Annotated in this window: 27 protein-coding genes and 1 pseudogene; 10 read left to right on the top strand and 18 right to left on the bottom strand. The window is 45.8% G+C overall.

All coding sequences use genetic code 11. The features are described 5' to 3' along the window. Positions 1–280: pseudogene (locus AND4_RS11115) on the top strand (recombinase RecQ); the annotation flags it as partial. Here the strand turns inward: AND4_RS11115 and dinB are convergent. After that, positions 277–1,305 (bottom strand): DNA polymerase IV, encoded by a 1,029-nt coding sequence (gene dinB / locus AND4_RS11110; RefSeq protein WP_009843069.1) that lies wholly within the window; start codon positions 1,303–1,305, stop codon positions 277–279. The pseudogene AND4_RS11115 and the gene dinB sit on opposite strands and share 4 nt — an antisense overlap. A 210-nt stretch (positions 1,306–1,515) precedes the next feature. Here dinB and AND4_RS11105 point away from each other — a divergent pair, with 210 nt between their 5' ends. Continuing rightward, a complete protein-coding gene (locus tag AND4_RS11105; RefSeq protein WP_009843068.1) occupies positions 1,516–2,730 on the top strand; it encodes a diguanylate cyclase in 1,215 nt (404 codons plus the stop codon). Positions 2,731–2,796: 66 nt separating this feature from the next. Here AND4_RS11105 and nqrM read toward each other — a convergent pair whose 3' ends face one another. From nqrM to bolA, 9 genes are all read right to left on the bottom strand, one after another. Beyond that, positions 2,797–3,030 (bottom strand): (Na+)-NQR maturation NqrM, encoded by a 234-nt coding sequence (gene nqrM / locus AND4_RS11100; protein WP_005427386.1) that lies wholly within the window; start codon positions 3,028–3,030, stop codon positions 2,797–2,799. Positions 3,031–3,052: 22 nt separating this feature from the next. Then, positions 3,053–4,057, bottom strand: a complete 1,005-nt coding sequence (locus AND4_RS11095) for an FAD:protein FMN transferase (RefSeq protein ID WP_009843067.1) — start codon at positions 4,055–4,057, stop codon at positions 3,053–3,055. 156 nt (positions 4,058–4,213) lie between these two features. After that, entirely contained in the window at positions 4,214–5,437 is a 1,224-nt protein-coding gene (gene nqrF, locus AND4_RS11090; protein ID WP_009843066.1) for an NADH:ubiquinone reductase (Na(+)-transporting) subunit F, read from the bottom strand. 33 nt (positions 5,438–5,470) lie between these two features. Continuing rightward, a complete protein-coding gene (gene nqrE, locus AND4_RS11085) occupies positions 5,471–6,067 on the bottom strand; it encodes an NADH:ubiquinone reductase (Na(+)-transporting) subunit E (protein WP_005529392.1) in 597 nt (198 codons plus the stop codon). Positions 6,068–6,074: 7 nt separating this feature from the next. Beyond that, complete coding sequence (locus AND4_RS11080; RefSeq protein ID WP_009843065.1) at positions 6,075–6,707, bottom strand: NADH:ubiquinone reductase (Na(+)-transporting) subunit D; 633 nt, start codon at positions 6,705–6,707, stop codon at positions 6,075–6,077. Further along, complete coding sequence (locus tag AND4_RS11075) at positions 6,707–7,492, bottom strand: Na(+)-translocating NADH-quinone reductase subunit C (protein ID WP_009843064.1); 786 nt, start codon at positions 7,490–7,492, stop codon at positions 6,707–6,709. Before AND4_RS11075 ends, AND4_RS11080 begins: the two co-directional genes overlap by 1 nt. After that, positions 7,482–8,726: an NADH:ubiquinone reductase (Na(+)-transporting) subunit B gene (locus AND4_RS11070; RefSeq protein WP_009843063.1), complete on the bottom strand. Its 1,245-nt coding sequence runs from the start codon at positions 8,724–8,726 to the stop codon at positions 7,482–7,484. The genes AND4_RS11075 and AND4_RS11070 overlap by 11 nt, the downstream gene beginning before the upstream one ends. Positions 8,727–8,729: 3 nt before the next feature. Beyond that, the gene (locus AND4_RS11065; RefSeq protein WP_009843062.1) at positions 8,730–10,070 is read right to left on the bottom strand and encodes a Na(+)-translocating NADH-quinone reductase subunit A; all 1,341 of its coding nucleotides are present in this window, start codon (positions 10,068–10,070) and stop codon (positions 8,730–8,732) included. 501 nt (positions 10,071–10,571) lie between these two features. Beyond that, positions 10,572–10,880: a transcriptional regulator BolA gene (bolA, locus tag AND4_RS11060; RefSeq protein ID WP_009843061.1), complete on the bottom strand. Its 309-nt coding sequence runs from the start codon at positions 10,878–10,880 to the stop codon at positions 10,572–10,574. Positions 10,881–11,084: 204 nt separating this feature from the next. On the opposite strand from bolA, the gene AND4_RS11055 reads away from it, so the two are divergent. From AND4_RS11055 to AND4_RS11040, 4 genes are all read left to right on the top strand, one after another. Beyond that, complete coding sequence (locus tag AND4_RS11055) at positions 11,085–12,239, top strand: class I SAM-dependent methyltransferase (RefSeq protein WP_009843060.1); 1,155 nt, start codon at positions 11,085–11,087, stop codon at positions 12,237–12,239. Positions 12,240–12,280: 41 nt separating this feature from the next. Next, a complete protein-coding gene (locus AND4_RS11050) occupies positions 12,281–12,853 on the top strand; it encodes a YajG family lipoprotein (protein ID WP_009843059.1) in 573 nt (190 codons plus the stop codon). Next, positions 12,853–13,398 carry a peptidylprolyl isomerase gene (locus AND4_RS11045; protein ID WP_009843058.1) on the top strand — a complete coding sequence of 182 codons (546 nt, stop codon included), beginning with the start codon at positions 12,853–12,855 and terminating at the stop codon, positions 13,396–13,398. The genes AND4_RS11050 and AND4_RS11045 overlap by 1 nt, the downstream gene beginning before the upstream one ends. A 70-nt stretch (positions 13,399–13,468) precedes the next feature. Then, the gene (locus AND4_RS11040; protein ID WP_009843057.1) at positions 13,469–14,821 is read left to right on the top strand and encodes an MFS transporter; all 1,353 of its coding nucleotides are present in this window, start codon (positions 13,469–13,471) and stop codon (positions 14,819–14,821) included. A 61-nt stretch (positions 14,822–14,882) separates the two neighbouring features. On the opposite strand, the gene AND4_RS11035 is transcribed toward AND4_RS11040, so the two are convergent. The 4 genes from AND4_RS11035 to AND4_RS11020 are packed head-to-tail and all read right to left on the bottom strand — an operon-like array spanning position 14,883 to position 18,122. Beyond that, complete coding sequence (locus AND4_RS11035) at positions 14,883–15,545, bottom strand: ChrR family anti-sigma-E factor (RefSeq protein WP_009843056.1); 663 nt, start codon at positions 15,543–15,545, stop codon at positions 14,883–14,885. Next, complete coding sequence (locus tag AND4_RS11030) at positions 15,542–16,126, bottom strand: RNA polymerase sigma factor (protein ID WP_043991626.1); 585 nt, start codon at positions 16,124–16,126, stop codon at positions 15,542–15,544. Before AND4_RS11030 ends, AND4_RS11035 begins: the two co-directional genes overlap by 4 nt. A gap of 44 nt (positions 16,127–16,170) precedes the next feature. Continuing rightward, positions 16,171–17,529: a DUF4397 domain-containing protein gene (locus AND4_RS11025; protein WP_009843054.1), complete on the bottom strand. Its 1,359-nt coding sequence runs from the start codon at positions 17,527–17,529 to the stop codon at positions 16,171–16,173. Further along, positions 17,526–18,122 carry an LON peptidase substrate-binding domain-containing protein gene (locus tag AND4_RS11020; RefSeq protein WP_009843053.1) on the bottom strand — a complete coding sequence of 199 codons (597 nt, stop codon included), beginning with the start codon at positions 18,120–18,122 and terminating at the stop codon, positions 17,526–17,528. The genes AND4_RS11025 and AND4_RS11020 overlap by 4 nt, the downstream gene beginning before the upstream one ends. Positions 18,123–18,446: 324 nt before the next feature. Here AND4_RS11020 and AND4_RS11015 point away from each other — a divergent pair, with 324 nt between their 5' ends. The 4 genes from AND4_RS11015 (at position 18,447) to csdA (ending at position 22,073) form a co-directional block, all read left to right on the top strand. Beyond that, positions 18,447–19,268 (top strand): outer membrane protein OmpK, encoded by an 822-nt coding sequence (locus AND4_RS11015; RefSeq protein WP_009843051.1) that lies wholly within the window; start codon positions 18,447–18,449, stop codon positions 19,266–19,268. A gap of 107 nt (positions 19,269–19,375) precedes the next feature. Next, the gene (gene panE / locus AND4_RS11010) at positions 19,376–20,263 is read left to right on the top strand and encodes a 2-dehydropantoate 2-reductase (RefSeq protein ID WP_009843050.1); all 888 of its coding nucleotides are present in this window, start codon (positions 19,376–19,378) and stop codon (positions 20,261–20,263) included. Next, a complete protein-coding gene (locus AND4_RS11005; RefSeq protein ID WP_009843049.1) occupies positions 20,263–20,862 on the top strand; it encodes a DJ-1 family glyoxalase III in 600 nt (199 codons plus the stop codon). Before panE ends, AND4_RS11005 begins: the two co-directional genes overlap by 1 nt. Continuing rightward, entirely contained in the window at positions 20,862–22,073 is a 1,212-nt protein-coding gene (gene csdA, locus AND4_RS11000) for a cysteine desulfurase CsdA (protein ID WP_009843048.1), read from the top strand. Before AND4_RS11005 ends, csdA begins: the two co-directional genes overlap by 1 nt. 98 nt (positions 22,074–22,171) lie before the next feature. Here the strand turns inward: csdA and csdE are convergent, their stop codons facing one another. The 4 genes from csdE to AND4_RS10980 form a co-directional block, all read right to left on the bottom strand. After that, positions 22,172–22,600, bottom strand: a complete 429-nt coding sequence (gene csdE / locus AND4_RS10995; protein WP_009843047.1) for a cysteine desulfurase sulfur acceptor subunit CsdE — start codon at positions 22,598–22,600, stop codon at positions 22,172–22,174. Between the two features lie 21 nt (positions 22,601–22,621). Next, entirely contained in the window at positions 22,622–23,431 is an 810-nt protein-coding gene (tcdA, locus tag AND4_RS10990; RefSeq protein ID WP_009843046.1) for a tRNA cyclic N6-threonylcarbamoyladenosine(37) synthase TcdA, read from the bottom strand. 102 nt (positions 23,432–23,533) lie between these two features. Beyond that, a complete protein-coding gene (gene mltA / locus AND4_RS10985) occupies positions 23,534–24,658 on the bottom strand; it encodes a murein transglycosylase A (protein ID WP_009843045.1) in 1,125 nt (374 codons plus the stop codon). Positions 24,659–25,025: 367 nt separating this feature from the next. Further along, positions 25,026–25,481 (bottom strand): DUF2850 domain-containing protein, encoded by a 456-nt coding sequence (locus tag AND4_RS10980; RefSeq protein WP_009843044.1) that lies wholly within the window; start codon positions 25,479–25,481, stop codon positions 25,026–25,028. Positions 25,482–25,518: the final 37 nt, after the last annotated feature.

The following is a 25,518-nucleotide window of genomic DNA, read 5'->3' as shown; positions in this document are numbered from 1 at the left end:
AGAAAAATGTGGTCACTGCTCGGTGTGCCGTGGGCAAGTTGCCTCTTTTCCCCAACCACAACAAGCGCAACCTGAATTGGCACACTTATCCACTTGGATAGACGAGTTTGTCCAACTTTCCCCCACTGTGATCAGCGATGCCGCCGTGGCGCGCTTCTTGTGCGGGGTCAGTACGCCAATCATTACTCAGCTGAAAGCCAGCAAACTGCAAGGCTATGGCTCAATGGCAAATGTCTCTTTCAAAAAGGTGCTAGAGCAGGTTGAATCCGCACGAGTTTAGAAAAAACTCAATTGACGAGCTTGTTGTTCAGGCTTGAGCATCACACTCAAGCCTAAAAGCCGTATCTCTCGACCGTTTTGACGCTTAAGGATATCGCTTAGCAGAACTTTGAAGTCGTCGAGGTCAAGTTGAGGATGAATATGCTCAATCGTCGTGAGTTGAAAGTCGGCAAACTTAAGTTTGATACCCTGCTTGATGATCGATTTATCTGGACTGGCTAGCTCCAAGCGTCTCTCTAGCTCAGGGAAAAGCTTCTCTTCAATCACCTGCCAACACTCATCGTAAGTAGCAATATTCTCGCTAAAAGTACGCTCGACCCCGACTGACTTACGTTCCCGCTCAACGACAACTTCACGCTCATCAATGCCGTGACTGCGTTTCCATAATGAAGCACCTTGGCGTCCAAATTGACGCAACAGCTCACGGTAGTCACTGTTCTTAATGTCTTCGCACAGATAGAAACCTGCTTGGTGTAACTTCTCTAAGCTGACTTTGCCCACACCAGGGATCTTTTCTAGAGGCAGTTTATCGACCACCTCCTGAACCTTATCAGGCGGGATCACAAACTGGCCATTCGGTTTGTTCATGTCTGAAGCAACCTTAGCGAGAAACTTAATTGGCGCAATGCCTGCCGATGCCGTTAATCCCAACTCAGTATGTATATCGTTACGAATCGATTTCGCGATCAAAGTGGCAGAGCCTCGACAAACATTAGAATCCGTTACATCAAGGTAAGCCTCATCAAGGGACAGCGGCTCAATAAGCTGCGTATATCGTTCAAAAATAGCTCGAATCTGGTGAGACACTTGTTTGTACACATGCATTCGCCCTGGGACAACAAGCAAGTTGGGGCAAAGCTGGAGCGCTCGTGCTGTTGGCATCGCACTGCGCACACCAAACTTACGCGCTTCATAGTTACACGTGCTGATCACACCTCGATGCTTTTCATGGCCGCCAACGGCAAGTGCAATGCCACGATAGCTCGGATTATCACGCATCTCGACTGCGGCATAAAAGCAATCCATATCCACGTGAATTATTTTTCTGACTCGCTCAATCACGTCCCGCACACAAAACACTGTCTAAAAAAACAGTATAACGATAAATAGATTGATTGGAAATACTGTTACCTTATGCGAGAGACCTACAACTTTTCATGGAATTCAAATTTCATTCCATTATTATTGACACTCAAAATACTAAAGCTGATACATATATAAAAGTAGGGGAACTTTTTGAGTAACAAAATACTGGTTGTCGAAGACAGTCGTCCCTTTAAAAACTACTTACAACAGATCTTGAGCCAAGCTGGCTATGAGGTACTTACGGCAGAAACCTATGCAGTAGCACAATCGATTTTAGCCACTGAACCAGAGTTGCTTTGCGCCGTTCTTGATTATTGCTTACCAGATGCACAAGACGGTGAAATCATCGATCTCGTGCTCTCGAATGAGCAGAAAGTTATTGTACTTACTGCGATGTTTCAAGATGATGCTCGTGAAAAGATGCTAGCCAAAGGTGTGCTCGATTACATCTTAAAAGACAGCATGGCATCGGTGTCTTATTTGCTTCCACTGCTCAAACGATTAACAAACAATCAGCGCCATAGATGCTTGGTGGTCGATGATTCGATGACGGTTCGTCGCCATGTGGTGCAGTTGCTTGAACACCAATACATACAAACACTGCAAGCCGAAGATGGACAGCAAGCTATTGAGTTGATCGAACAAAACCCAGACATTACCTTGGTGCTGACTGACCATGATATGCCAGTCAAAGATGGCATTACCATGATTCGAGAGCTACGCCAAAAGTGGAATAAAAACCAACTCGCCATCCTTGGTATCTCTGGCAGTGACGATCGCACCATGACTGCTCGCTTTCTTAAAGCTGGAGCAAATGATTTTTTATATAAGCCTTTTAACCAAGAAGAGTTTTTCTGCCGTGTTCATCAGATTCTGGATATGAAGGAAGCAACAACCGAGCTGTTTAGAATGGCAAACCAAGATGCGCTAACCAGCTTATGGAATAGGCGTTTCTTGTTTGGGCAAACGAATGGCAAAAGTGAAGAACGTAACATCGCGATGTTGGATATTGATTTTTTCAAGCAAGTAAACGACAGCTATGGGCACTATGGCGGCGATGCAGTACTTGTGATGGTTGCGAATATCCTGAAAATCTACTTTCCGGACGACATCATTGCTCGCCTCGGTGGTGAGGAGTTCTGCATTCAAGCCTATGGCGATTATGATGACTTCGTCAATCGGTTAGAGCAGATGCGTCAGCGTGTTGAGAAAACGCCGGTACTTTATCAGGAGAGCAGTATCCAGGTGACGATAAGTATTGGCGCATCAAATGTCAAAGGGGCTCTTGACCAACAGATTAAAGTCGCCGATGACCGTTTGTATCAAGCGAAAAAAAATGGACGAAATCAAACCATTCACGGATAAATTTTCCTTGTCTTGAACCGAAAAAACCCAGCCAAGGCTGGGTTTCTCATTTTGACTACCACTCAATCAAGCAATACGATCTTTTTCCCACGCGGCAAGCTTTTCAGCGCGCAGCGCTTCGCGTGCTTCACGCTTTTTACGCGCGTCACATGGTTCTGGACAGTTACATACTTTTTCAATACCAACCGCACCAAGGCCACCACAGCTACCTTTTACGACCTTTTTTTGGAAAATGTAACCCACTGCCATCGCAGCAATAACTGCAACAAAGACAGCAAAAGTAATTAGAAATGTACTCATAAGGACATGCTCATATCTGTTGTTATTTCTTCATGAACGGCTTGTATGCTTCCGAAGCCAGTTCTTTAAAACCATTTTCTGTTTTCACAATCATGAAAACAGGAATATTGTTCTCGTTCGCGACTTTCATGCCTTTGTCTTCGCCTAGCACCATAAGGCCAGTTGCAAGACCGTCAGCAGTCATTGACGACCCATCCAATACCGTTACAGACACCACTTTATGACGGATTGGCTTACCTGTTTGCGGGTTAATGATATGAGAGTATCGCACACCATTGCTCTCAAAGTAATTACGATAATCACCACTTGTTGCAATTGCCATGTCCCCAGGCTCGATGATTTCTTGAATTGAACGTTCATCAACACTTGGTTTTTCAATAGCAATGCGCCATGGTACTCCATCACGATTAATGCCTTTCAGACGCATTTCACCGCCAACCTCTACCATGTAGTTATGGATACCTTCAGATTGTAGGTAATCCGCAATCACATCAACCCCCCAGCCCTTCGCGATTGTTGACAGATCGACGTATAGGTTTGGAATGTCTTTCGACATCTTATTACCGTCAACAGACAAATGATAGATGCCTGTATTTGCTTTACGAGCTTGCAACTCTTCATCTGTTGGAACCACATCAGGTCGCGCTTCTGGTCCAAACCCCCAAAGATTCACAAGTGGTCCAACAGTCACGTCTAATGCACCTAGAGTTAGACCATTGAGGCGAATCGCTTCTTTCACTACCCTTGCTGTTTGTGGCGAAACTTCAAATTCGTCACTGGTTTGGTGTTGGTTAAAACGACTCAACTCAGAATCTTCACGGTAAGTGGACATCTGATCGTTCACCTCTTCAAGCAGGCGATCGATTTCTTTGTGAAGCACTTCAGACGATGGTAAGCCATCTTGCCCGATGTATTTAATATTGTATGTGGTGCCCATTGTTGGGCCACTTAAGTGAATTTGATCTGCAGGCTGATCACAACCAGCAAGGACCAATAGAGAAGCGAATGCAACAAGCCACTTTTTCACTTGCTTTACTCCTATTACCGTTAAATTGATATAGAAAATGGGTTCTGTTGAGACCAACCGATTTGCTATAGCAACTGTTGAGTATGGTTTTTATTTCTACAAAAAATAATGGCTAGCTCTTAGAGAGCTAGCCATAGATTCAATCACTTAGAGGGATTAACCACCGAAGTCATCTAGTAGGATGTTTTCATCCTCTACACCGAGATCTTTTAGCATACCGATTACAGCAGCGTTCATCATAGGTGGACCACACATGTAGTATTCACAGTCTTCTGGTGCTTCGTGGTCACGTAGGTAGTTCTCGTAAAGAACATTGTGAATGAAGCCAGTGTAACCATCCCAGTTATCTTCTGGAAGTGGATCAGACAATGCACAATGCCATACGAAGTTGTCGTTCTCTGCCGCTAGGCCATCGAAGTCTTCTACATAGAACATTTCACGTTTAGAGCGTGCACCGTACCAGAATGACATCTTACGCTTAGAGTGCAGACGTTTTAGCTGGTCGAAGATATGAGAACGCATTGGAGCCATACCTGCACCACCACCAACGAATACCATTTCAGCGTCCGTGTCTTTCGCAAAGAACTCACCAAATGGACCAGAGATAGTACACTTGTCGCCTTCTTTTAGAGACCAAATGAACGATGACATGATACCAGGAGCAACTTCTGGGTTGTTCGGCGGCGGAGTCGCGATACGAACGTTAAGCATGATGATACCGTGCTCTTCTGGGTAGTTAGCCATAGAGTATGCACGAATTGTCTCTTCATTAACTTTCGACTCGTAACGGAACAGGTTGAACTTATCCCAATCCTGACGGTATTCCTCAGGAATATCGTAATCCGCGTATTTAACGTGGTGAGCAGGCGCTTCAATCTGAATGTAACCACCAGCACGGAAAGGTACTGATTCACCATCAGGGATTTGTAGCTTAAGCTCTTTGATGAATGTTGCTTTGTTATCGTTAGAGATAACTGTACATTCCCACTTCTTAACGCCGAAGATTTCTTCAGGAAGTTCGATGTCCATGTCAGTTTTCATTGCAACCTGACACGCTAGACGCTCACCTTCACGCGCTTCACCTTTAGTAATGTGGTCAAGCTCGGTAGGTAGAATGTCACCACCACCTGATTTAACTTTTACGCGACACTGACCACAAGAGCCACCGCCACCACAAGCAGAAGATACAAATACGCCAGCACCTGCCAACGCAGATAGAAGCTTACTACCCGGCTGTGTAACGATCGCCAATGAAGGGTCGTCGTTCACAGAAATTGTAATGTCACCTGTTGGTACAAGCTTAGACTTAGCGAAAAGAATCACTAGTACTAGCGCAAGTACGATCAGAGTAAACATCACTACACCAAGAATAATGTCCATTGACTATTCCTTAATTGTTGCGGTTTACCCGACTTACAGTTGAACACCAGAGAAAGACATAAAGCCTAACGCCATAAGACCTACAGTGATGAAAGTGATACCTAGACCACGTAGACCAGGAGGTACATCTGAATACTTCATCTTCTCACGGATACCTGCAAGAGCGACGATCGCTAGCATCCAACCTACACCAGAACCGAAACCGTATACGATGGATTCAGCAAAGTTGTAATCGCGAGTTACCATGAAAGATACGCCACCAAAGATCGCACAGTTCACGGTAATAAGCGGTAGGAAAATACCAAGCGCGTTGTACAAAGGTGGGAAGAAGCGGTCAAGAACCATCTCCAAAATCTGTACAAGTGCTGCGATAACACCAATGAACGCGATAAAGTTAAGGAAACTTAAATCCACGCCTTCAACCAACGCATTCTCTTTTAGGATGTGCGTGTAAACAAGGTTGTTCACTGGTACAGCGATCGTAAGAACGACAACAACTGCCACCCCAAGACCAAACGAAGTCTTAACTTTCTTAGATACAGCAAGAAACGTACACATACCTAAAAAGAAAGACAATGCCATGTTTTCGATGAAAATCGATTTCACCAACAAGCTAATGTAATGTTCCATGATGCCCTTACTCCTTAGCTTCTACTTGTTCTGGTTTGAACGTGCGAATTGCCCAAATCAAGAAGCCAATTAGGAAGAATGCCGATGGCGCTAGCAGCATCAGGCCATTTGGTTGATACCAACCGCCATTGCTGACCAGAGGCAATACTTCCATACCAAACAACTTGCCTGAGCCTAGAAGTTCACGGAAGAAACCAACCGTGATTAGGACGAAACCATAACCAAGACCGTTGCCAATACCATCGATGAATGCTGGGATCGGTGGCGACTTCATAGCGAATGCTTCAGCTCGACCCATTACAATACAGTTAGTGATGATCAGACCAACGAATACTGAAAGCTGTTTCGAAATATCGTACAGATACGCTTTAAGCACCTGGTCAACCAGCATTACCAATGATGCAATGATTGCCATTTGTACAATGATACGTACGCTGTTAGGAATGTGCTTTCGAATCAAAGAAACAAAAAAGTTAGATAAAGCAGTAACGAACATTACTGCGATAGTCATAACAAATGCCGTTTCCAGTTTTGTAGTTACTGCAAGAGCAGAACAGACACCAAGAACTTGAAGCGCGATTGGGTTATTGTCCAATACTGGCGCCATGATGCTCTTTTTGATGTTTTGTGCGCTAGACATTAGTTCAGACCTCCGTCACGAACTTTTGCTAGGAAAGGACCAAAGCCCATATCACCTAACCAAAAGTCAAATGTGTGCTGAACACCATTACTTGTTAGTGTTGCACCAGATAGACCATCAACGCCGTGTTCAGAACCTTCAGGAGCACCACCTTTAACAACCTTGATAGCTGGCTTGTGGTTCTCGTCGAAGAGTTTCTTACCCACGAATTGAGCACGCCATGCTGGGTTTTCTACTTCACCACCAAGTCCTGGAGTTTCACCTTGCTCGTAGTAAGTGATGCCAGACACAGTGTCGCCGTCAGTTTCAACCGCAACAAATGCGTACATCATTGACCAAAGACCGTTACCGTGAACCGGAATGATAACTTTGGAAATGTCATCACCGTTTTTCACTAGGTACACAATACCAGTGTTGGCGCGGCGTAGAATCTTCGCTTTGTCTTCACCAGCAGTTAGCTTGATAGACTCGGCTGGATCTTTCGCTGCTTTACGTTGGTCGTAGTTAGCTGCTGTGGAGCCATTTTCTGTCGTCTCGACAAAATCACCCGTTTTGAAATCAACCAGACGAGGCTCAATGTACTCAGCAAATAGCTCAGGTACTGGCTTTCCGTCAGTTTCAATACCAGCAACTTCTACAATCTTTGATTGCTTGTCTAGGACAGCGTTAGCTTTTTGCTTATCACGCAGGCCTACTGCCGCTGTTGATACGATGATTGAACAAACAAGGCTCAACCCGATAACAACACCCAGCGTTTTCTTAATGCTGTCGTTATTACTTGCCATAGCGTGCTAGTCTCCGCTTGATGTTCTTCTCGATAACAATATGGTCGAACAGAGGTGCGAATAAGTTCGCGAATAGAATCGCCAGCATCATACCCTCTGGGTAAGCTGGGTTAGCTACACGGATCATTACACACATTGCACCGATTAGAATGCCGTACCACCATTTACCACCATTGGTGAATGAGGCAGATACTGGGTCTGTTGCCATAAAGAACATACCGAACGCAAAACCACCCAGAACTAGGTGCCAATGCCAAGGCATGTTGAACATTGGATTGGTCTCAGAACCGATCACGTTGAACAGTGTCGATGCTACGATCATACCCACCATTACGCCTGCAATGATGCGCCATGAAGCGATTCGCATGTAAACGATCATCGCAGCACCGATCATTAGAGCAAGTGTCGATACTTCACCAATAGAGCCTGGGATGTTACCGATGAATGCATCCATCCAAGTAATAGGTGCGCCAGTGACGTTATTAATCAGTGCGCTGCTACCACCGTGAGCCCATTGGCTAAGGCCAGTTGCACCAGAGAAGCCGTCTGCTGCCGTCCATACTAAGTCACCCGAGATTTGCGCTGGGTAAGCAAAGAATAGAAAAGCACGGCCCGCAAGAGCAGGGTTCAGGAAGTTACGACCTGTACCACCAAAAATCTCTTTCGCGACAACAACACCAAATGTGATACCTAGTGCTGCTTGCCATAGAGGTAGCGTTGGTGGAACGATAAGTGCAAATAGGATAGAAGTTACAAAGAAACCTTCGTTAACTTCGTGCTTACGCACCATACAGAAAAGTACTTCCCAGAAGCCACCAACAAGAAAGACTGTTGCGTAGATTGGTAAGAAGTAAGTCGCACCAAGCAACATCTTACTGCCAACACCAGCTTGTGCACCTATGGTGCCACCTAGCATTTCTGTTAGCCAATAGTGCCAATCGCCACTGATAACACCAGCAAGTGATTCAGCCGTTGGGTTCATGTAGTTAAGTGCAGCAATCGCTTGACCACCGACGTTGTACATACCCCAGAACATTGCTGGGAACACAGCGAACCAAACCATGATCATGATACGTTTTAGATCAACGCTATCACGAACGTGCGAGCTACGTTTTGTTACTAGACCTGGCGTGTAGAATAGCGTTGCTGCTGCTTCATACAGTGCAAACCATTTTTCATGCTTGCCGCCTGGTTCAAAATGATGCTCGATATCCTCAATGAATTTCTTAAGCATGGATTACCCTTCCTTCACGATGGTATCTAGGCATTCACGAAGTAGCTGACCGTACTCGTATTTACCAGGACATACAAAGGTACACAGTGCTACATCTTCTTCATCCAGCTCCAGTGCACCAAGCGCTTGAGCACTATCAGTATCACCAGCGCATAGATCGCGAAGTAGCAATGTTGGTTCCATATCAAGCGGCATTACACGCTCGTAGTTACCGATTGGAACCATTGAACGATCACTACCGTTGGTTGTCGTTGTCATGTTGAACAACTGACCTTTGAAGATGTGACCAAGGAAAGATTTCGTGATTGAGAACTTGTTTTTACCTGGAACAGCCCAGCCAAACAGCTCTTTTTCACGTCCTTCACGCAGAACAGAAACCTGCTGATGGTAACGACCAAGGTAAGCGTAAGGACCAGACGCATGAGTACCTGAAAGTACCGAGCCTGAAATCACACGAACTTCACCTGGCATCAACTCGCTATCAGTAAGATCTTCAACAGATGCGCCAACAACAGTTCGAAGAAGGCGTGGATTATTCACTACAGGACCAGCAAGAGAGACAACACGATCTGTGTATAGCTCGCCAGTGAGGAATAACTTACCGAATGCGATAACATCTTGGTAGTTGATGCTCCAAGCCACGTTCTGTGCATTTACTGGATACAGGAAATGCATGTGGGTACCAGCAAGACCTGCTGGGTGAGGGCCATCAAATACATGTTCTTCTACATTAGACTGAGAAGAACGTGGCAAACTCGTGCCAGATTTACATACGTAAACCTTGCCTTCTGTCAGAGCTGAAAGAATATCCAAACCAGCGACGAATGCTTCTTGTTGTTCATTAATGATCAACTCAGGCTGAGCTGCGAGAGGATTAGTATCCATTGCAGTTACAAAAATAGCCTTAGAATTTGATTCGATTGCTGGAACCTTGCTAAACGGACGAGTACGTAAAGCGGTCCAAAGTCCAGAATCAACCAGCTGAGTCTTGATCGCTTCACGATCGAGATTTGCGAGTTGAGCGGCTTCGAACTTATCAAATGTCACCTGCTCTTCGCCTGCAACTTCAATCACTACAGATTGAAGAACACGCTTAGCGCCACGGTTCACTTCGATCACTTTACCGGCAGCTGGTGCAGTGAACTTAACGCCAGGATTCTTTTTGTCTTCAAAAAGAACTTGCGCTTTTTTCACTACATCACCAACGCGGACATGCATGGTAGGTCGCATGCCAACGTACTCTTCGCCAAGCAAGGCGACTTTATTGATGGTCTTACCATCATTAATCACCTGGGATGGAGCTCCTGCGATAGGAAGATCCAAGCCCTTCTTTATTGTAATCATACGCACTTGCACTACTTTTATCGGGAAAAAGATTCTTTTGATTGCGTAACTTTTAGACACGACATCAGTGTCCGGTTTTGATGTTGTTTAAAACACCAAAATCGCAACATCCTATTAATTATCTCGTTACGAAAATAAGTCGAGATTTATCAGGTGCCGTATTCTAGCATCTTTTAGGAGATTGATGCCACGACCAATATTAGGAAAGAGGAGGGTATTTTAGTAGAGCTGGCTCTAAAAGGTTAAAGAATAGTCATAAGTTTGACCGATCGCACAAACGCCAAAGGCCACAACCCGACTGTGGAAATAAAACACTCACCTCCTGGGGCGCGCGTTAATTTTTCACTCATTTCTTGTGGCGATTTTAACGGGTTTTATAGCCTTAATTCATATCCTATCATTACCCCTTTAGCGCGGTGAATAAAAAGACGGCCTAAGCCATCTTTTTATTTCAATTCAATATCTTGAACCAATAGTTTAGGTTGTTACTTTGCCCACATCCTAACGGCCGCCACCCATGCACATTGGACTATCTGGCACGCCATCTTGCTCTTGCTCCCACTCTTCCTTAGTGTAAGTGTGGATAGCTAATGCGTGTATATGATTTTCGAGCTCATCGGCCAGTACTTTGTGCACTCGACGGTGACGCCCAATGAGTCGCTCTCCAGCAAATGTCTCACTGACAACAATTACTTTGAAGTGGCTCTCAGAACCCGGCGGAACATTGTGCATATAGCTCTCATTGACTACTTTCAAGTAATTAGGCTTCAGCTCACTTTGCAATTTTTCTTCTATGATGTCTTGGATCATATTCTGTCCTCATCGATACTCGTTCGGTTAGTATATACTCTCGTTTAACAAATAAAATCACCGAAACGCTCAACTGTGCCTCTTACTCACCATACCACTCGCTAAAGCCCTGCAGAAATCAGTAAATTTGACAGCTTTTTGTATCTTGAACCTTCATCATTTGCGACAATAATAACTAATTTCCAAATCGACTTACGTTTAGTTATGAAAACCGAATTAGACCTTCACGATCGTAGCCTCACGCTGCACCGTTTCCCAAAACGATCCAATGAGACTCTTCAAGCATGGGATGCGGGTGATGAGTACCTTATCAATCACGTAGAAGAACTATCGCTACCTGATAATCAAAATATCGTGGTTATTAATGATAACTTTGGTGCGTTGGCATGTTGGTTTTCAGACAAGCACAATATCACGTTGATGAGCGACTCCTTCATTTCACACAAGGGGACGCAACAAAACCTTGCAGACAATCGTTGTAAGCCCATTTCTTTTCTTTCTACGATGGATAACATTCCTACTAACACTGATTTAGTCTTGCTGCAATTGCCAAAAAGTAACCGCCATCTTGTTTGGTTGCTCAGCCAACTGCGTAAAGCGTTACCAACGTCGTGCCCTATCATCGCGGTCAACAAAGCGAAAGAGATCCACACATCAACACTCAAACTATTTGAGAAATACTTAGGGGACACTAAAACCTCTCTGGCGTGGAAAAAACATCGTTTGGTATTTTCAAGAGCCAATGCTCAGCCAGTCATCGGTGTCGACCCAATGACGATTTGGGGCGTTGAGGGTGAAAACATCCAGCTGAAAAACCTACCAAATGTATATTCAGGTGAAAACTTAGATCTCGGCGCGCGCTTTATGCTGCAGCATCTTCCACAAGACCCGGCGCTAAAACATATCATTGATCTTGGTTGTGGCAATGGTGTGCTGTCAGTGAAAGTCGGCCAATTGAACCCAAATGCTCGTCTAACCTGCGTAGATGAAAGCTTCATGGCCGTCGAATCAGCTAAACAAAATTTAATTGATAACCTAGGTAACACTCGCGACATTCAATGCATCGCAAATAACTGCTTGGACAGTTTTGCCCCAGACAGTGCTGACATGGTGATGTGTAACCCACCTTTCCATCAACAACAAGCCATTACAGACCACATTGCGTGGCAAATGTTTTGTGATGCTAAACAAATACTGAACCAAGGTGGGAAGTTATTGGTCATAGGTAACCGCCACCTTGGTTACGATGCGAAGCTGAAACGTCTGTTTGGCGACAAAAATGTGAGATTGGTCGCTGCTAACAATAAGTTCCTGATTTTACAGGCAACAAAGAATCCTGCTAAATTAGATGCCAAGTAATAAAGCTCTGACTTTAGCTACATGTTTAAAAGGAATAATAGATGAAAAAACTGATACTCGCGGCCTCGGTTGCTTTGCTTGCTGCATGTTCAGCGCCACAACAACAACCTCAGTTAAACCTGATGCCTGAGGCAACTCTAAGCACAAACCCGATAGTACAAGGTAAAGGCTACAGCTTAACCAGTAAAGACGCTCGTGCCGCTCAGTACGTAGCGCTTATCGATAATGGCCGTTCAAACATTTTGCCTCTTCATGCGAAACAAAACCTACGTATTTCTCTTGAAGAAGCATTAGAGAGACAATTCTCTTCTCAAGGTTTCCACTCTGATCTAAACAGCGACAACACTATCGAGCTTGAAATACAGCAAGCGCTGGTGAATGTGAAGCACTCTGTGATGGAAAATGAGATGGACGCAAAAGTCATTCTAGAGGTGACTGCTGAAACACCACAAGGCAAACTTGTAAAGACGTTTACTGGCACCGCTAAACGTTCAGGTACGCTAAGCGCTTCAGACTCTGATATCGAGCAAACTCTTAACGATGTTGTTGATTTAACGCTAAAAGAGATCGCGAACGACCCTGAACTTCGTCAATATATGCAGGAGCGCTTCTAATGCTACGTAATATTATTCTTTCACTCGCACTACTGAGCTGCAGCGTGTTCGCCGGACCAAAAGTAGCGTTTGAAACAACTCTCGGTAACTTCACTGTAGAGCTCAATGAAGAGAAAGCACCCATTACGGTTGCGAATTTCCTCAAGTATGTTGAGGATGGTAGCTACAAAGATACGATTTTCCATCGTGTGATTCCTGGCTTTATGGCTCAAGGTGGTGGCTTTAACCAAGACATGCAAATGGTTAAGACCAACGCACCAATCAAAAACGAAGGCAAAAACGGTTTAAAGAACGATACGGCAACGATCGCTATGGCCCGTACTAATGCGCCAGATTCTGCGACTCGTCAGTTCTACATTAACTATGCAGACAACGACTTTCTAAATGCAAAGGGGGGTAACCCGGGTTACGCTGTATTTGGTAAAGTCACAGAAGGCTTCGATGTGATTAAAAAAATGGCAGCTCAGCCAACCAAATCTGTCGGTCGCATGCGCGATGTCCCAGAGACACAAATCGTCATCACCAAAGCAACACTGCTCAAATAGCCAAGATCATAAGCCCTTTGAATATTCGAGGGGCTTCCCGTTTAATGGCTCTATTTTAATGGATTGATTTATGTCTTCATTACCTTCCATCACTTGGTTGGAAACGGTAAAAAGTTACCTCGATAAACGCCTACTTTGGGTTTTCATGTTGGGTTGCTCCAGCGGCTTTCCGTGGGTGCTTATTGGTTCAAACATGTCAGGCTGGCTGAAAGATGTTGGTTTAACCTTATCTGCAATCGGCTATTTCGGAAGTGTATTTGCTGTTTATGCAATCAACTTTTTGTGGGCTCCACTGGTTGATCGCGTCAAGCTACCTATCTTACATCGCTTACTTGGGCAACGTCGTAGCTGGATTTTCTTATGCCAAAGTATCGTGCTTGTTGCTACTCTGTTCATTGCTGGCGTAAACCCTGCAGAAAATCTAATTCTCACATCCCTGCTCGCATTGTGTATTGCAACGGCCTCCGCGACGCAAGATATTGCGATCGATGCATTCCGTATTGATAGCTTTCCCAAAGCGGAAGGTTCCAAACTTCCGCAAGCATCTGCAATGGCGGTCATTGGTTGGTGGACTGGTTATTCGTTACCCGGCTACTTTGCCTTCATGAATGCCGATAGCATAGGTTGGAACGGTGTGTATTATGGCATGGCGTTTATCGTCGTCATCCTAATGGTTTTCACTCTTTTAGTTGGTGAGCCCAAAACACAACGTGAACAATTGCAATCGGAAGCAGAGCTGCGCCATACAGAGGTCGTAGGGTCTAAGCTGGTAGCTTGGTTTACAGTAACCGTAGTCGAACCCTTCTTGGATTTCTTCAATCGTAATGGCGTCCGTGTTGCTATTACACTCCTACTTTTTGTCTTCCTATTTAAAATTGGCGAGGCGTTCTTAGGGCGTATGTCAATTGCCTTCTATAAAGATATTGGTTTTAGCAACGAGCAGATTGGTTACTACTCGAAACTCATCGGCTGGGGCGCAACCATGTTGTTCACTTTTGTAGGCAGTATGTTTAACGTTAAGTTTGGGATTGTTCGTGGTCTGATGATAGGTGGTATCGCCATGGCCGCCAGCAATTTAATGTTTGCTTGGATTGCGAAAGTGGGCCCAAATGAACACCTGTTCTTGGCTACAATCATGGTCGATAACTTCACAACGGCTTTCTCTACCGTTGCTTTTGTTTCGTTTTTGACAATTCTGACTGGGCAAGCTTTCTCAGCTACTCAATATGCGCTGCTGGCCTCACTGGGCAACTTAGGGCGAACAACCTTAGCCTCTTTCAGTGGCGAGTTAGTTGATTACCTGAGTAACTGGACAACTTTCTTTGTGATTACCGCTGTGATGGTCATTCCGAGTTTAATCATGCTTTACTCGCTGCGACATTACTTTACCGAATTGCTGGAAAAAGCAAGACAAAGGAATTAGCAAACAAACAAAAAACCACCGCATGCGGTGGTTTCTCATTACTTAAGCGGCTCGCAAGCCCTTAAGGGTACATACCCTTGCCGAACATGTTGAATATTCTTGCAACGCCTTGAGTAAATATCATCGGCTCCGTGAGTACCGTCAAGCATAAGCAATCTTCGCCAGGTTTAGTGAATGGGCTATGTCTTGCCGACGCATCCCGCACCAATAAGTCCCCGACTTCGTAGTGACCATCCTCGTCGCTGAACCCGCCGTGAAGAACAAGTGTTGATTCAGATCCCTTATGAGTGTGTTGCGGTATGCGCACATCTTCACTGATGTACATCAGGTTCACTCGCGCATCCTCTCCGAAGTCAATTTGGGCACTGAATACCTTGCCGCCGTAACTTTTCCACTCGCCGACGAGGTCAGAAAAACGACTCAGAGTTTTCGGCAATTTAAAATCCTTACCTGCAACAGCCACTTCGGCAATGTCGTTTATAACCACTGGGTCTGATTTGGGTTTCTGGGTAACGATATCGTTGAGCATAGTGTCAAAGTCGGCGTTGTATCCCCATGTGATATCACTGACGGCGCAAGACGCCTGTTCAGCTTCGATCTCATTGACGTACGCTCGGCATTTCGGGCAAGTCTCTAAGTGCGTGGCTACCACCAGACCAGAAACTGCGTCAATTCCACCAGAAGCGTACGCCTCCAGCAGGATGTTGTCTGGGTGTTTGTTCATAACTGCTCCGTTTGCATCGAGTGCCTTAATTTTTCAACCGCTAATCTCAAGCGAGACTTTACGGTACCCAAGGGTATGTCAAACAATTCCGCTACTTGTTGATGTGGTAGCTCTTGCAAGTAAACCGCCTGTAGGACCTCCCTTTGATTTTTCGGAAGGATGTCCAAGAATTTGACAACCTGATCTTTGAGCATGTCTTGTTCCGGCGAATAGTGGTCAACTAGATCAGGCGGGTAATAGTCTGATGGCCAAATATCATCAGAATGGATGTGTAAGTCTTTCCCCTTCTGCTTTCTCAGAAGGTCGAAGCAAAGGTTCCGGATGATCGTATATATCCATGTCGACAACGCGCTTTTGGCACCGTCGTATAAGTGGGCTTTTTGCCACACCGTTGCCATGGTCTCCTGTACCATCTCCATTGCGACCTGCTCATTGCCTACATGTTTGTAAGCGAACTGTTTAAGCTTTGGTGCATAGAAACGGAACACGAAGGCAAAAGCGTCTTTGTCACGAGCCTTCACCTTGTTCATGTAATCATTCCATTCACTTCGCCCGAGTTTTTGTGGGCTTTCACTCATCATAATCAGCCTTAATTGCTGGGAGAGGCCTCCCCCTCCCTTTCATCCTAGTCCGTGATGTCATCAACGAGCAGATTGAAACCACCACTGTTACCATCGTCGATAGCAACAACTTGATATACGACACCGTTGGTTAACGTAACGGGCGCTGAATCTATTGCCACAGTCGTTGGGTCTCCGGCTACCGTTACCGTCACATAATAATCGCCGTCCGCTACATAAATTCCTTGAACACTATCTTTGTACGCGAAATTGGCTATGGCTGGATCACTTCCATCAATACCTGTACTCGCGGTGAGATAAATATCCACTTTTTCCGCAACGGGATTGGCAGCTGCATGGGTTATGTTAAGTGTTGCGCTTGTCGCGACGGCTCGGCGCATATCTTCGACCACAAGCGGTTCAATCGCGATGGCAGGAGCCACAACACCGACAGCGTAAACACTGTAGTCCATACCGCCCTTCACTTCTAAGCCGTCAACATCAATAAGCGGATCCGTCGTGGTGCCATCAACAAACACATCAATGTTGTACGCTTGTGGAGCAAGCCCCAGATAGCCACGAATTTCTTTAAATGCGAGATCTGCTAACGGATCGAATGCTGCGCCGTTAACATAAACATCGACGACAGGAGCACCATCAACGAGATGACCGACACGTACTTCAGCCTGACTCGCTGCATCTTCAATTATAGAAGAACCTGAGCCATCGAGCACCACTAGCTTCACCGGCGAAGCGCTGTTCTCATCCCCCGTTTTGATGGCCGCTATGGTCAGGTTTGCGTTAGCGGGTAAAGGAATGGTCCCAGAATCAAAGGCGACCTCTTCACCGACTGCCAATCGCACTTGGTAATCGCCCGCCGGAATATTGAGCACGTCCGTCGAGGCCTTGTAAGCAAGATTAGATATTGGCGACGAATCTGCGAGCGTTGCACCGGGCTCAGTCACATACAAATCAACAGCAGGAACGCCAGACGCGGCATGCACAACTTGAACGTCTAGACTGGTACTGTCTGCCATTGATGTCGCACTACGAGTTACAACCAGAGGTTCAACGGGGTTTGGTGTGCCGGAAGCGTCACCAACAACAAAGACGGTGTAGTTGAGCTCCGAGCCCAAATCAAGGGTCGTGTTGTCCACAACTGTCGCAACGTCGCCGCCAGGCAACTGGACATCGACCTGAACTGAATTTTCTCCCGCAGGCAGCCTGACGTAACCCGACCCAATACCATAATCAACACCAGTAAGTGCGGATTGATTGTTAATCCGTACATTTGCAAGAGGCGCATCTGATGAAGTATGTACCGCTTGCAAATTAGAATATTCAATCGAGTCACTGTCTGACCCGCACGCAGCAATCCCTAGCACAGCAACTAAAGTTACTGCGGTTTTTGTAAGTCCTTTCATATCCTAGTCTCTCTTTGAATTGGGGCCTCTATGGCATCATTAAGAAAGTGCAACGCAGGAAGGCAATCCTCTGCTCCAACCAATTGCTCAAACAACTCACAGCCTAGCGGCAGGAGTTCGAGCCATCTCTGAGCGACCCAAGATGGGTCATCGTAAAAGCGATGTTGATAGAGCGTCCCTAGTTGAGGAAATTGTTCGTATACATGAGCAAGCTGACAGCTGATGTGACGGAAATCTGGGTGAGTTCGTGGCTCCTGCCAGTTGTCCAACCAATCAATTTCCGCGTGACGTAGTCCATCGGAGTCTGCTCTGACTCGTTTAACAACGAAGCGTCTTTCACCGACAACGGTGATGCCAAGTAGGCCGTCACTGAGTATTTCAAAATCAACGATAGTCACCAAAGTGCCAATGGACGAGACGTTTCCCGCGGCTTTCGGGTCGCCTTCGTTGCCGACCAAACAAACGCCAAAACCTGCATTTTGTAAGCTGCATTCTTTCACCATGCGTTTGTAACGTGGCTCAAAGATACGCAGATTCATTTTACCTTCGGGTAAAACGACTGAGGTTAATGGGAATAACATGACTTCTTTCATTCAAACGTCCTCTTTGGTTCCCCAACTGATACGAATAGCTTATTGGTCAGATCACTAACGATTTATGTTGGTTAATCGACTGGCTTAAAAAGCTATACAAACGATTACGCAAACGACGAACATCACACATTTACTGCAAATCAGTGCAAAAAAATAGAAAGTTCCGTAAAATAAGCCAACTTCGAGAAGTTCATCACAAAAATCCTTCATTTTTGCATCATTTATCACTTTCATTTGAGATTTTTATCGCTATTATTCCCGCCAATCGGAAAGCGCAGCAAAGATTGCGTGTTCTGAATCATGACAAACATAGAGAGTCCCCTTATGCGTAAATCACTTTTAGCTCTTAGCCTTCTAGCGGCATCTTCAGCACCTGTAATGGCGGCTGACTACTCAGACGGCGATATCCACAAAAACGATTACAAGTGGATGCAATTCAACCTAATGGGTGCATTCGATGAGAAAGGTGCAGGCCCAGAATCTAGCCACGATTACCTAGAGATGGAATTCGGCGGCCGCTCTGGTATCTTCGATCTATACGGTTACGTGGATGTATTTAACCTGGCTTCTGACCCAGGTAGCGACAAAGCTGGTGCTGAAAAAATCTTTATGAAGTTCGCACCACGTATGTCTCTTGACGCATTAACTGGTAAAGACCTGTCTTTCGGTCCAGTTCAAGAGCTATACGTTGCAACACTAATGGAATGGGGTGGAAACTCAGGCGTAAATAACCAAAAAATTGGTCTAGGTTCTGATGTAATGGTGCCTTGGTTGGGTAAAGTTGGTCTAAACCTATACGGTTCATACTACGGCAACAACAAAGACTGGAACGGTTTCCAAGTATCTACTAACTGGTTTAAACCTTTCTACTTCTTCGAGAACGGGTCATTCATTTCTTACCAAGGTTACATCGATTACCAATTTGGTATGGAAGACAAACAAGGCAACAAGTTCAACACCAACACCTCAAACGGTGGTGCGATGTTTAACGGTATCTACTGGCACTCTGATCGTTTCGCAGTGGGTTACGGCCTAAAACTTTATAAAGATGTTTACGGCTTTGAAGATGGTAAAGCACTTCCATGGACTCAAACTGTTGACTCTTCTGGCGTAGCACACTACCTATCTGTAACTTACAAGTTCTAATCGAACCGATAAGTTCCTCAAAAATGGCGCCTGTTGGCGCCATTTTTATTTGCTTTCCTTTTTTCCCTCATTATCCTTGCAGCAAACCTTTTTAATGAGAGCGTTTGGTGAATATTCTCATCCTTGGGCCTGGAGCCATCGGCTCACTCTGGGCAACCAAATTCAAACTTGCTGGGCACAATGTCTCCTTATGGGGAAGAAGCTATGAGAGTAAGCAGCAACTCCAACTCGATGACAGCCCTGCGATTAACTTTGCTAATCGGCACCTCCCTTCTGTGCAGAACGCAGACCTAATTGTCGTGACGGTAAAAGCATGGCAGGTTGAAACCGCTATTGAGCCTCTTCTTCCCTACATCAACGAAGACACCATCGTGATGTTAATGCACAACGGGATGGGAACCGCATCGCTCATTGAAGCAAAACTGGCTGATAACCCATTAATCGTTGCCACAACAACACACGGCGCTTACAAGCCCAATAAAGGGCAGGTGCTGCACACTGGCCAAGGACAAACGCAGTTAGGAGGCTTCAATCTCAAAGGCGCTCAATGTGGCTTCTTAGCAGAAGTCATGAATCACGCTTTGCCTGAGGTAAATTGGAACCCAAACATCAACGCCGCGCTGTGGACCAAGCTTGCGATCAATTGTGCTATCAACCCCCTGACCGCCATTCATCAATGTAACAATGGTGAGCTTGCCGCTGCGAAGTTTGCCACTCAGTTAACTAACATCATTCGTGAGTTGGTGGCGGTCATGAATCAAGAGGGGCTAGAGGTCGACTTTTTCTCGCTTCACGCCACCATCACGCAAGTGGTTAACGCAACTGCCGCCAACTACTCTTCTATGAGACAGGATGTTTTTCACCAACGCCGCACCGAAATAGACTTTATTACTGGCTATCTACTGCAAACCGCCGAAAAACATCAAATTAGTACGCCAGAGAATGCCAAACTCTATCAACGTATCAAACAGATTGAACAAAGCTGGACAGAATAATGAACAAAAAAATCTTAGTCCCCATAGCGACGGGCACAGAAGAGCTAGAAGCGGTCACCGTTATCGACTTAATGGTTCGCGCGGGCTATGACGTTACAGTAGCAAGTGCAGATTTCGATGGTGCACTCACCATGAAAGCCTCTCGTGGCGTGACGCTAACAGCGGATTGTCGATTGGTTGATATCGCTGACGATGAGTTTGATGCAATTGTTCTGCCTGGCGGAGTTGGGGGGGCAGAAACCCTGCGTGATAGCACCGTTATGATTGAAATGCTGAAGCAGCACACCTATGAAGGTAAGCTGGTTGCGGCTATTTGCGCAGCCCCCGCTTTGGTCCTGCAGCACCACAATCTGTTCCCGCAAGCATTAATGACATGCCACCCAAGCTTCCAATCACATATTCCCGAGAACAAATGGCGCGCCAAACGTGTCACCATAGACGTAAACCACAACTTGATCACGAGCCAAGGACCGGGAAGCGCACTGGAGTTCGCCATGGAAATCATTATCAAACTCTCCGGTAAACAGCATGGGTGGGCGGTAGCGGAGCCATTAGTCACCATTCCAACCTTGCACTATCACGAATTTGGTGAAAAGTAATGTTTAACGCAAACACCGTTCGTCAGCAGTTTCCTGCTCTAAACCAAGACGTCAACCAATCGCCTTTGGTTTACCTTGATAGCGCCGCGACAACGCAGAAACCCCAGTGTGTTATCGATGTAATTAGCCACTACTACAGTGCACAAAATGCTAACGTGCACCGAGGCAGCCATAGCCTAACAGCCAACGCCACCAGTCAATTTGAAGCCGCTCGTGAAACCGTTGCGAAATTCATTGGCGCGAGCAGTTCAAAAGAAGTTATTTGGACTCGTGGTGCGACTGAGGCACTGAACTTAATCGCTCAAACTTATGCTCGAAGCGTTCTCCAAGCGGGTGATGAAATCCTGATCAGCGAAATGGAACATCACGCGAACATTGTGCCTTGGCAAATCGTCGCCGAACAAACTGGGGCAACGGTCGTGAAAGTGCCGATGACTGCCGATTGTCAGTTCGATATCGATGCGTTTGAAACTCTGCTTTCGGAGCGCTGTAAGATTGTGGCATGCGCACAAATCACCAATGTGACAGGCTCTCGTCAGCCTATCGAGGAAATCATCGCCATGGTGCATGCGGTGGGCGCAGTTGTTGTTGTCGATGGAGCGCAAGGTATTGTTCATGAGCAGTTGAACTTGGCAGATCTCGATGTCGACTTTTATGTCTTCTCTGGTCACAAGCTGTATGCCCCCGCTGGAATTGGCGTACTGTATGGCAAACTTGAACTTTTAGAGACGATGCCCCCCTGGCACGGCGGCGGCAAGATGGTAGAGAGAGTCTCGTTCGAGAAAACCACCTTTTCTGCATTACCAGGTAAGTTTGAAGCGGGGACACCAAATGTCGCTGGCGCGATTGCTCTGGCGAAAGCCATCGATTGGTATCAAAGCTTTGACCAAACCGCAGTAGAAGCGCATCTGCATTTTTTGCAGGACAAAACATACCAAGCATTAAGTCAATTGGATGACATTCAAATTCTTGGTTATCAGCCGAATGCTTCAGTACTTACGTTCGTGATGGATGGTGTTCATCACCAAGACATAGCCACATTGCTAGACCAGCAAGGTATCGCCGTTCGCGCAGGGCACCACTGTGCTCACCCTCTGATGAATGCGCTCAAGGTCAAAGGTACGGTGCGCGTTTCCTTTGGTATCTACAATACGTTAGAAGATGTTGAGAAGCTGATTGCAGCCGTCAAGAAAGCAGTCGATATGCTTTAACAATCAAGATATAACTGTATATATAGAAGAAGGGTTGAAACCATTTGGCTTCAACCCTTTCTTTGTTTTGTTCTTTATGCGGTGTTAACTAATCGCAATTACTGAGCCTGTGTTTTGATCTGCTCAACAATCGCTTTTAAACCGTTGCCACGCGATGGGCTTAGATGAGCAATTAAACCCAGCTTCTCAAAGTAAGCATCAATATCAAACGTTTGAATATGCTCTGCCGTTTTGCCGTCGTAAGCGGCCATCACCAAGGCAATCAGACCACGTACGATTCGCGCATCAGAATCAGCGCAGAAGTGCCATACGCCTTCTTGCTCTTTGCTCACCAACCATACTAGGCTTTCACAGCCAGAAACGGTCACTTGCTCTGCTTTGAGTTCTTCAGGCATTTGAGGCAATTTTTTACCCCATTGAATCACCTGACGGTAACGATCTTCCCAACCTTTGAGTTGCTGCATGATTGCGGCGATATCTTCACTGGTGATATCGGAGCCAAACGGCGAAACCGGAAAATCAGTCATTAGTACGCTCTCTTCTCTGAATTATTTTTTGTGCTTTTGAATCAGCTTTTCAACGATGCGAGATACCGCAACAAAGCCGAAGGTAGCAGTGACAACCGTCGCCGCACCAAAGCCACTCGCACAATCCATACGTTTTGGGCCTTCCGCTGTCGATTTCACACCACATACCGAACCATCAGCCTGTGGGTATTTCAACTGCTCTGTAGAGAAAACACAATCGATACCAAACTTACGCGCCGGATTTTTTGGGAAGTTATGATGACGACGTAAGGTATCTTTAATCTTCTTTGCCAGTGGATCTTGGATAGTCTTGGTCAAATCCGCCACCATGATTTGAGTTGGATCGATCTGACCGCCAGCACCACCTGTGGTGATCACCTTGATCTTATTGCTACGACAGTAAGCTAACAGAGACGCTTTGGCTTTAACGCTATCGATCGCATCCAACACGTAATCGAATTTTTTACTCAAGTACTGGTCTTGATTGTCTGGCGTGATAAAGTCGTCAATGAGATTCACCTTACATTCTGGGTTAATCAGCTTGACGCGCTCTGCCATCACTTCAATTTTGCTCTGACCTACCGTGCCTGTCATCGCATGAATTTGGCGGTTAATATTGGTCACGCACACGTCATCCATATCGATAAGCGTCAGCTCGCCAACACCGGTACGTGCAAGAGCCTCTACAGCCCATGAACCCACACCACCAATACCAATCACACACACGTGTGCAGCACGAAGGATTTCGACCTCACTGTTCCCGTAGAGGCGACGAGTGCCACCAAAACGTTGGTTGTAGCTGTCAGATGCCGGGGTATCGAGTTCACGCATATTGAAGTTCCAGATGATCGATAGAAAAATAAAGAGTGCGATTTATACGCACTCTTTGAAGAAATGTCTAGATGATGAGAGGTGGTTCCCCTCACTACGTGCTTATTGTAACTTCTCTGGCGACAAAGCCCAAGGCGCTTGCGTTGGTGTGTTTTCCAGACCAAGTTTCCACACTCGGCCAAAGTGCTTGTAATGACCCGCTTGGGTGCCCGCGCGTGGTCCCATACCGTGGTACAGGTCGAGGTGGTTTTGTTTCACTGCACCGCCAGTGTCTAACACGATAAGAAGACGAAGTTGGTGTGCACCGCTCCATGTACCATCTTTATTAAGCAGCGGTACTTCCGCCAAAATTGGCGTTCCCATAGGTAGAATTGAACGATCCCCCGCCACCGATGCCATAGGTAATAAAGGGATGCCTGCCGAGCCAGTGACCGGTGCGTCTGCTTGCGGCTCGAAGAAAACATAAGAAGGGTTTTGCTCTAGCAACTCACGAACGCTTGCCTCATCATTCTTCATTACCCAATCTTTGATGGCTTTAAGTGACATCTCCTCACGCGGCACTTCACCGCGCTCAATCAAAATACGGCCAATGCTCACGTACGCCTTGTTATTTTTGCCTGCGTAAGCGAAGTACTCTAACGTGTCATCATCCTCAAAGTGAACGAAGCCACTGCCCTGCACTTCCATCATAAACGGGTCAATCATATTGGGGGCGTAGCCAAGTTCGAGGCCTTTACCTCTGAGTGCGCCATTATAAATTTCAGCGCGTGTCGGACAATTCGAACCACACGTCGGTTTACCATATACCGGATATTTAAATGTTCCATTTGGTTGATGACGCAATTCCATCACTGGTGAGAAATAGCCAGTGAATAACACGTTGCCCTTCTTATCACCACCACCAAGCTGCGCCGCTTGAATACCGTAAGCACCTAACGATGTCGTATCACCACTCTGTAATGCCCATTCACTCAACTTCTCGTAGAGCGGTTGGTACATTTTGGCCATCGAAGGCGAATTGATAACAACTTGCTCTGCCTGCTTGTTAAATTCAGTGAAGTCTTGCGGCTTACGCGATTCAACCCGATCAGTTCTGTTCAAAATATGCGAAAACTCACCATCGTAATCTTGCTTAGCAAGTGAGTTTTGTTCTGGTTCCGGCACTGGTGCTGTTGCACAACCAAATAGCAGACTTAAAGTGACAATAGGAAGAAGTTTTTTAAGCACGAGTTTTTTCCATAAAAGAAGATAGCAAAAGGATGGCAAACAAATGTGAGTGGCGCAATTGAAAAGCTGCGACAAAGTGTATCAGCAATAAGGCAAAGGCTTTAAGTGCTGATGATTTATCCATAATAGCAATCACAGTGAGTGTTCAAAATTAGCCTAAGAGAAGCCTCTCAGAACAAGCTAGAGGGCCCCATAATTTGCCATGTTCGGCATAACAATATGTTTGGCGATATAGTAACAGGAGGTAAGTGAGCAAATTGTCCAGAGAATGTCTGAACAAGGAAGCAGGAGACTGATTTAACAGAGCAGTTTTGAACAAGCACGGGGAAATAGATCACTCTATACCCAAGAATCTAATTTACCATGACTAACGTATGCCTTTGCTGGAATGGCCCTCTAAATGAAAAACCGGAAGATAATGGGCATTTGAATCTAGTTTTATCTCTGAATGGTGCTGATCGAGAAAGTTAAACTGACGAACCTTAGCACCGATTTTATAAGAAAGCGTATCACCATCAAATTCAAAATCCGTTGCGACGATTGAACCTCTCACAGTGACACCGCGCTCGCTGAGAATAAACACCTCTCTTGCATAGGGAGCGACATCTTGCTCGACCCATTTACCATAAATAGTGGACTTGGGGACAGGTGGATTCACATGGCGCGTAATCAAATCACCATATAAAAGTAAAACAGCGATAGTGCCAACAAATGCTGACAGCATGAGTAAGCGCTCTACCCATTTGCGGAGCAATGATTTGGTTGGGGAACTTTGCTCGGGACGAGCAGCGCTCGCAGCATTCTTATTTCCGACTGAAGACATTAGGCTTAGGTATTTAGACTAGACTCACGCATTGTAT

This window comes from Vibrio sp. AND4 (genome assembly GCF_000171815.1).
Lineage (GTDB): Bacteria > Pseudomonadota > Gammaproteobacteria > Enterobacterales > Vibrionaceae > Vibrio.
This window is presented reverse-complemented; position numbering and strand designations above follow the sequence as displayed.

Bases quoted from the DNA above. Each gene is read 5' to 3' on its own strand.
- dinB (WP_009843069.1), bottom strand. From the start codon at position 1,305: ATGGATTGCTTTTATGCCGCAGTCGAGATGCGTGATAATCCGAGCTAT.
- nqrM (WP_005427386.1), bottom strand. From the start codon at position 3,030: ATGAGTACATTTCTAATTACTTTTGCTGTCTTTGTTGCAGTTATTGCT.
- nqrF (WP_009843066.1), bottom strand. From the start codon at position 5,437: ATGGACATTATTCTTGGTGTAGTGATGTTTACTCTGATCGTACTTGCG.
- nqrE (WP_005529392.1), bottom strand. From the start codon at position 6,067: ATGGAACATTACATTAGCTTGTTGGTGAAATCGATTTTCATCGAAAAC.
- AND4_RS11080 (WP_009843065.1), bottom strand. From the start codon at position 6,707: ATGTCTAGCGCACAAAACATCAAAAAGAGCATCATGGCGCCAGTATTG.
- AND4_RS11075 (WP_009843064.1), bottom strand. From the start codon at position 7,492: ATGGCAAGTAATAACGACAGCATTAAGAAAACGCTGGGTGTTGTTATC.
- AND4_RS11070 (WP_009843063.1), bottom strand. From the start codon at position 8,726: ATGCTTAAGAAATTCATTGAGGATATCGAGCATCATTTTGAACCAGGC.
- AND4_RS11065 (WP_009843062.1), bottom strand. From the start codon at position 10,070: ATGATTACAATAAAGAAGGGCTTGGATCTTCCTATCGCAGGAGCTCCA.
- bolA (WP_009843061.1), bottom strand. From the start codon at position 10,880: ATGATCCAAGACATCATAGAAGAAAAATTGCAAAGTGAGCTGAAGCCT.
- AND4_RS11055 (WP_009843060.1), top strand. From the start codon at position 11,085: ATGAAAACCGAATTAGACCTTCACGATCGTAGCCTCACGCTGCACCGT.
- AND4_RS11050 (WP_009843059.1), top strand. From the start codon at position 12,281: ATGAAAAAACTGATACTCGCGGCCTCGGTTGCTTTGCTTGCTGCATGT.
- AND4_RS11045 (WP_009843058.1), top strand. From the start codon at position 12,853: ATGCTACGTAATATTATTCTTTCACTCGCACTACTGAGCTGCAGCGTG.
- AND4_RS11040 (WP_009843057.1), top strand. From the start codon at position 13,469: ATGTCTTCATTACCTTCCATCACTTGGTTGGAAACGGTAAAAAGTTAC.
- AND4_RS11035 (WP_009843056.1), bottom strand. From the start codon at position 15,545: ATGAACAAACACCCAGACAACATCCTGCTGGAGGCGTACGCTTCTGGT.
- AND4_RS11030 (WP_043991626.1), bottom strand. From the start codon at position 16,126: ATGATGAGTGAAAGCCCACAAAAACTCGGGCGAAGTGAATGGAATGAT.
- AND4_RS11025 (WP_009843054.1), bottom strand. From the start codon at position 17,529: ATGAAAGGACTTACAAAAACCGCAGTAACTTTAGTTGCTGTGCTAGGG.
- AND4_RS11020 (WP_009843053.1), bottom strand. From the start codon at position 18,122: ATGAAAGAAGTCATGTTATTCCCATTAACCTCAGTCGTTTTACCCGAA.
- AND4_RS11015 (WP_009843051.1), top strand. From the start codon at position 18,447: ATGCGTAAATCACTTTTAGCTCTTAGCCTTCTAGCGGCATCTTCAGCA.
- AND4_RS11005 (WP_009843049.1), top strand. From the start codon at position 20,263: ATGAACAAAAAAATCTTAGTCCCCATAGCGACGGGCACAGAAGAGCTA.
- csdA (WP_009843048.1), top strand. From the start codon at position 20,862: ATGTTTAACGCAAACACCGTTCGTCAGCAGTTTCCTGCTCTAAACCAA.
- csdE (WP_009843047.1), bottom strand. From the start codon at position 22,600: ATGACTGATTTTCCGGTTTCGCCGTTTGGCTCCGATATCACCAGTGAA.
- tcdA (WP_009843046.1), bottom strand. From the start codon at position 23,431: ATGCGTGAACTCGATACCCCGGCATCTGACAGCTACAACCAACGTTTT.
- AND4_RS10980 (WP_009843044.1), bottom strand. From the start codon at position 25,481: ATGTCTTCAGTCGGAAATAAGAATGCTGCGAGCGCTGCTCGTCCCGAG.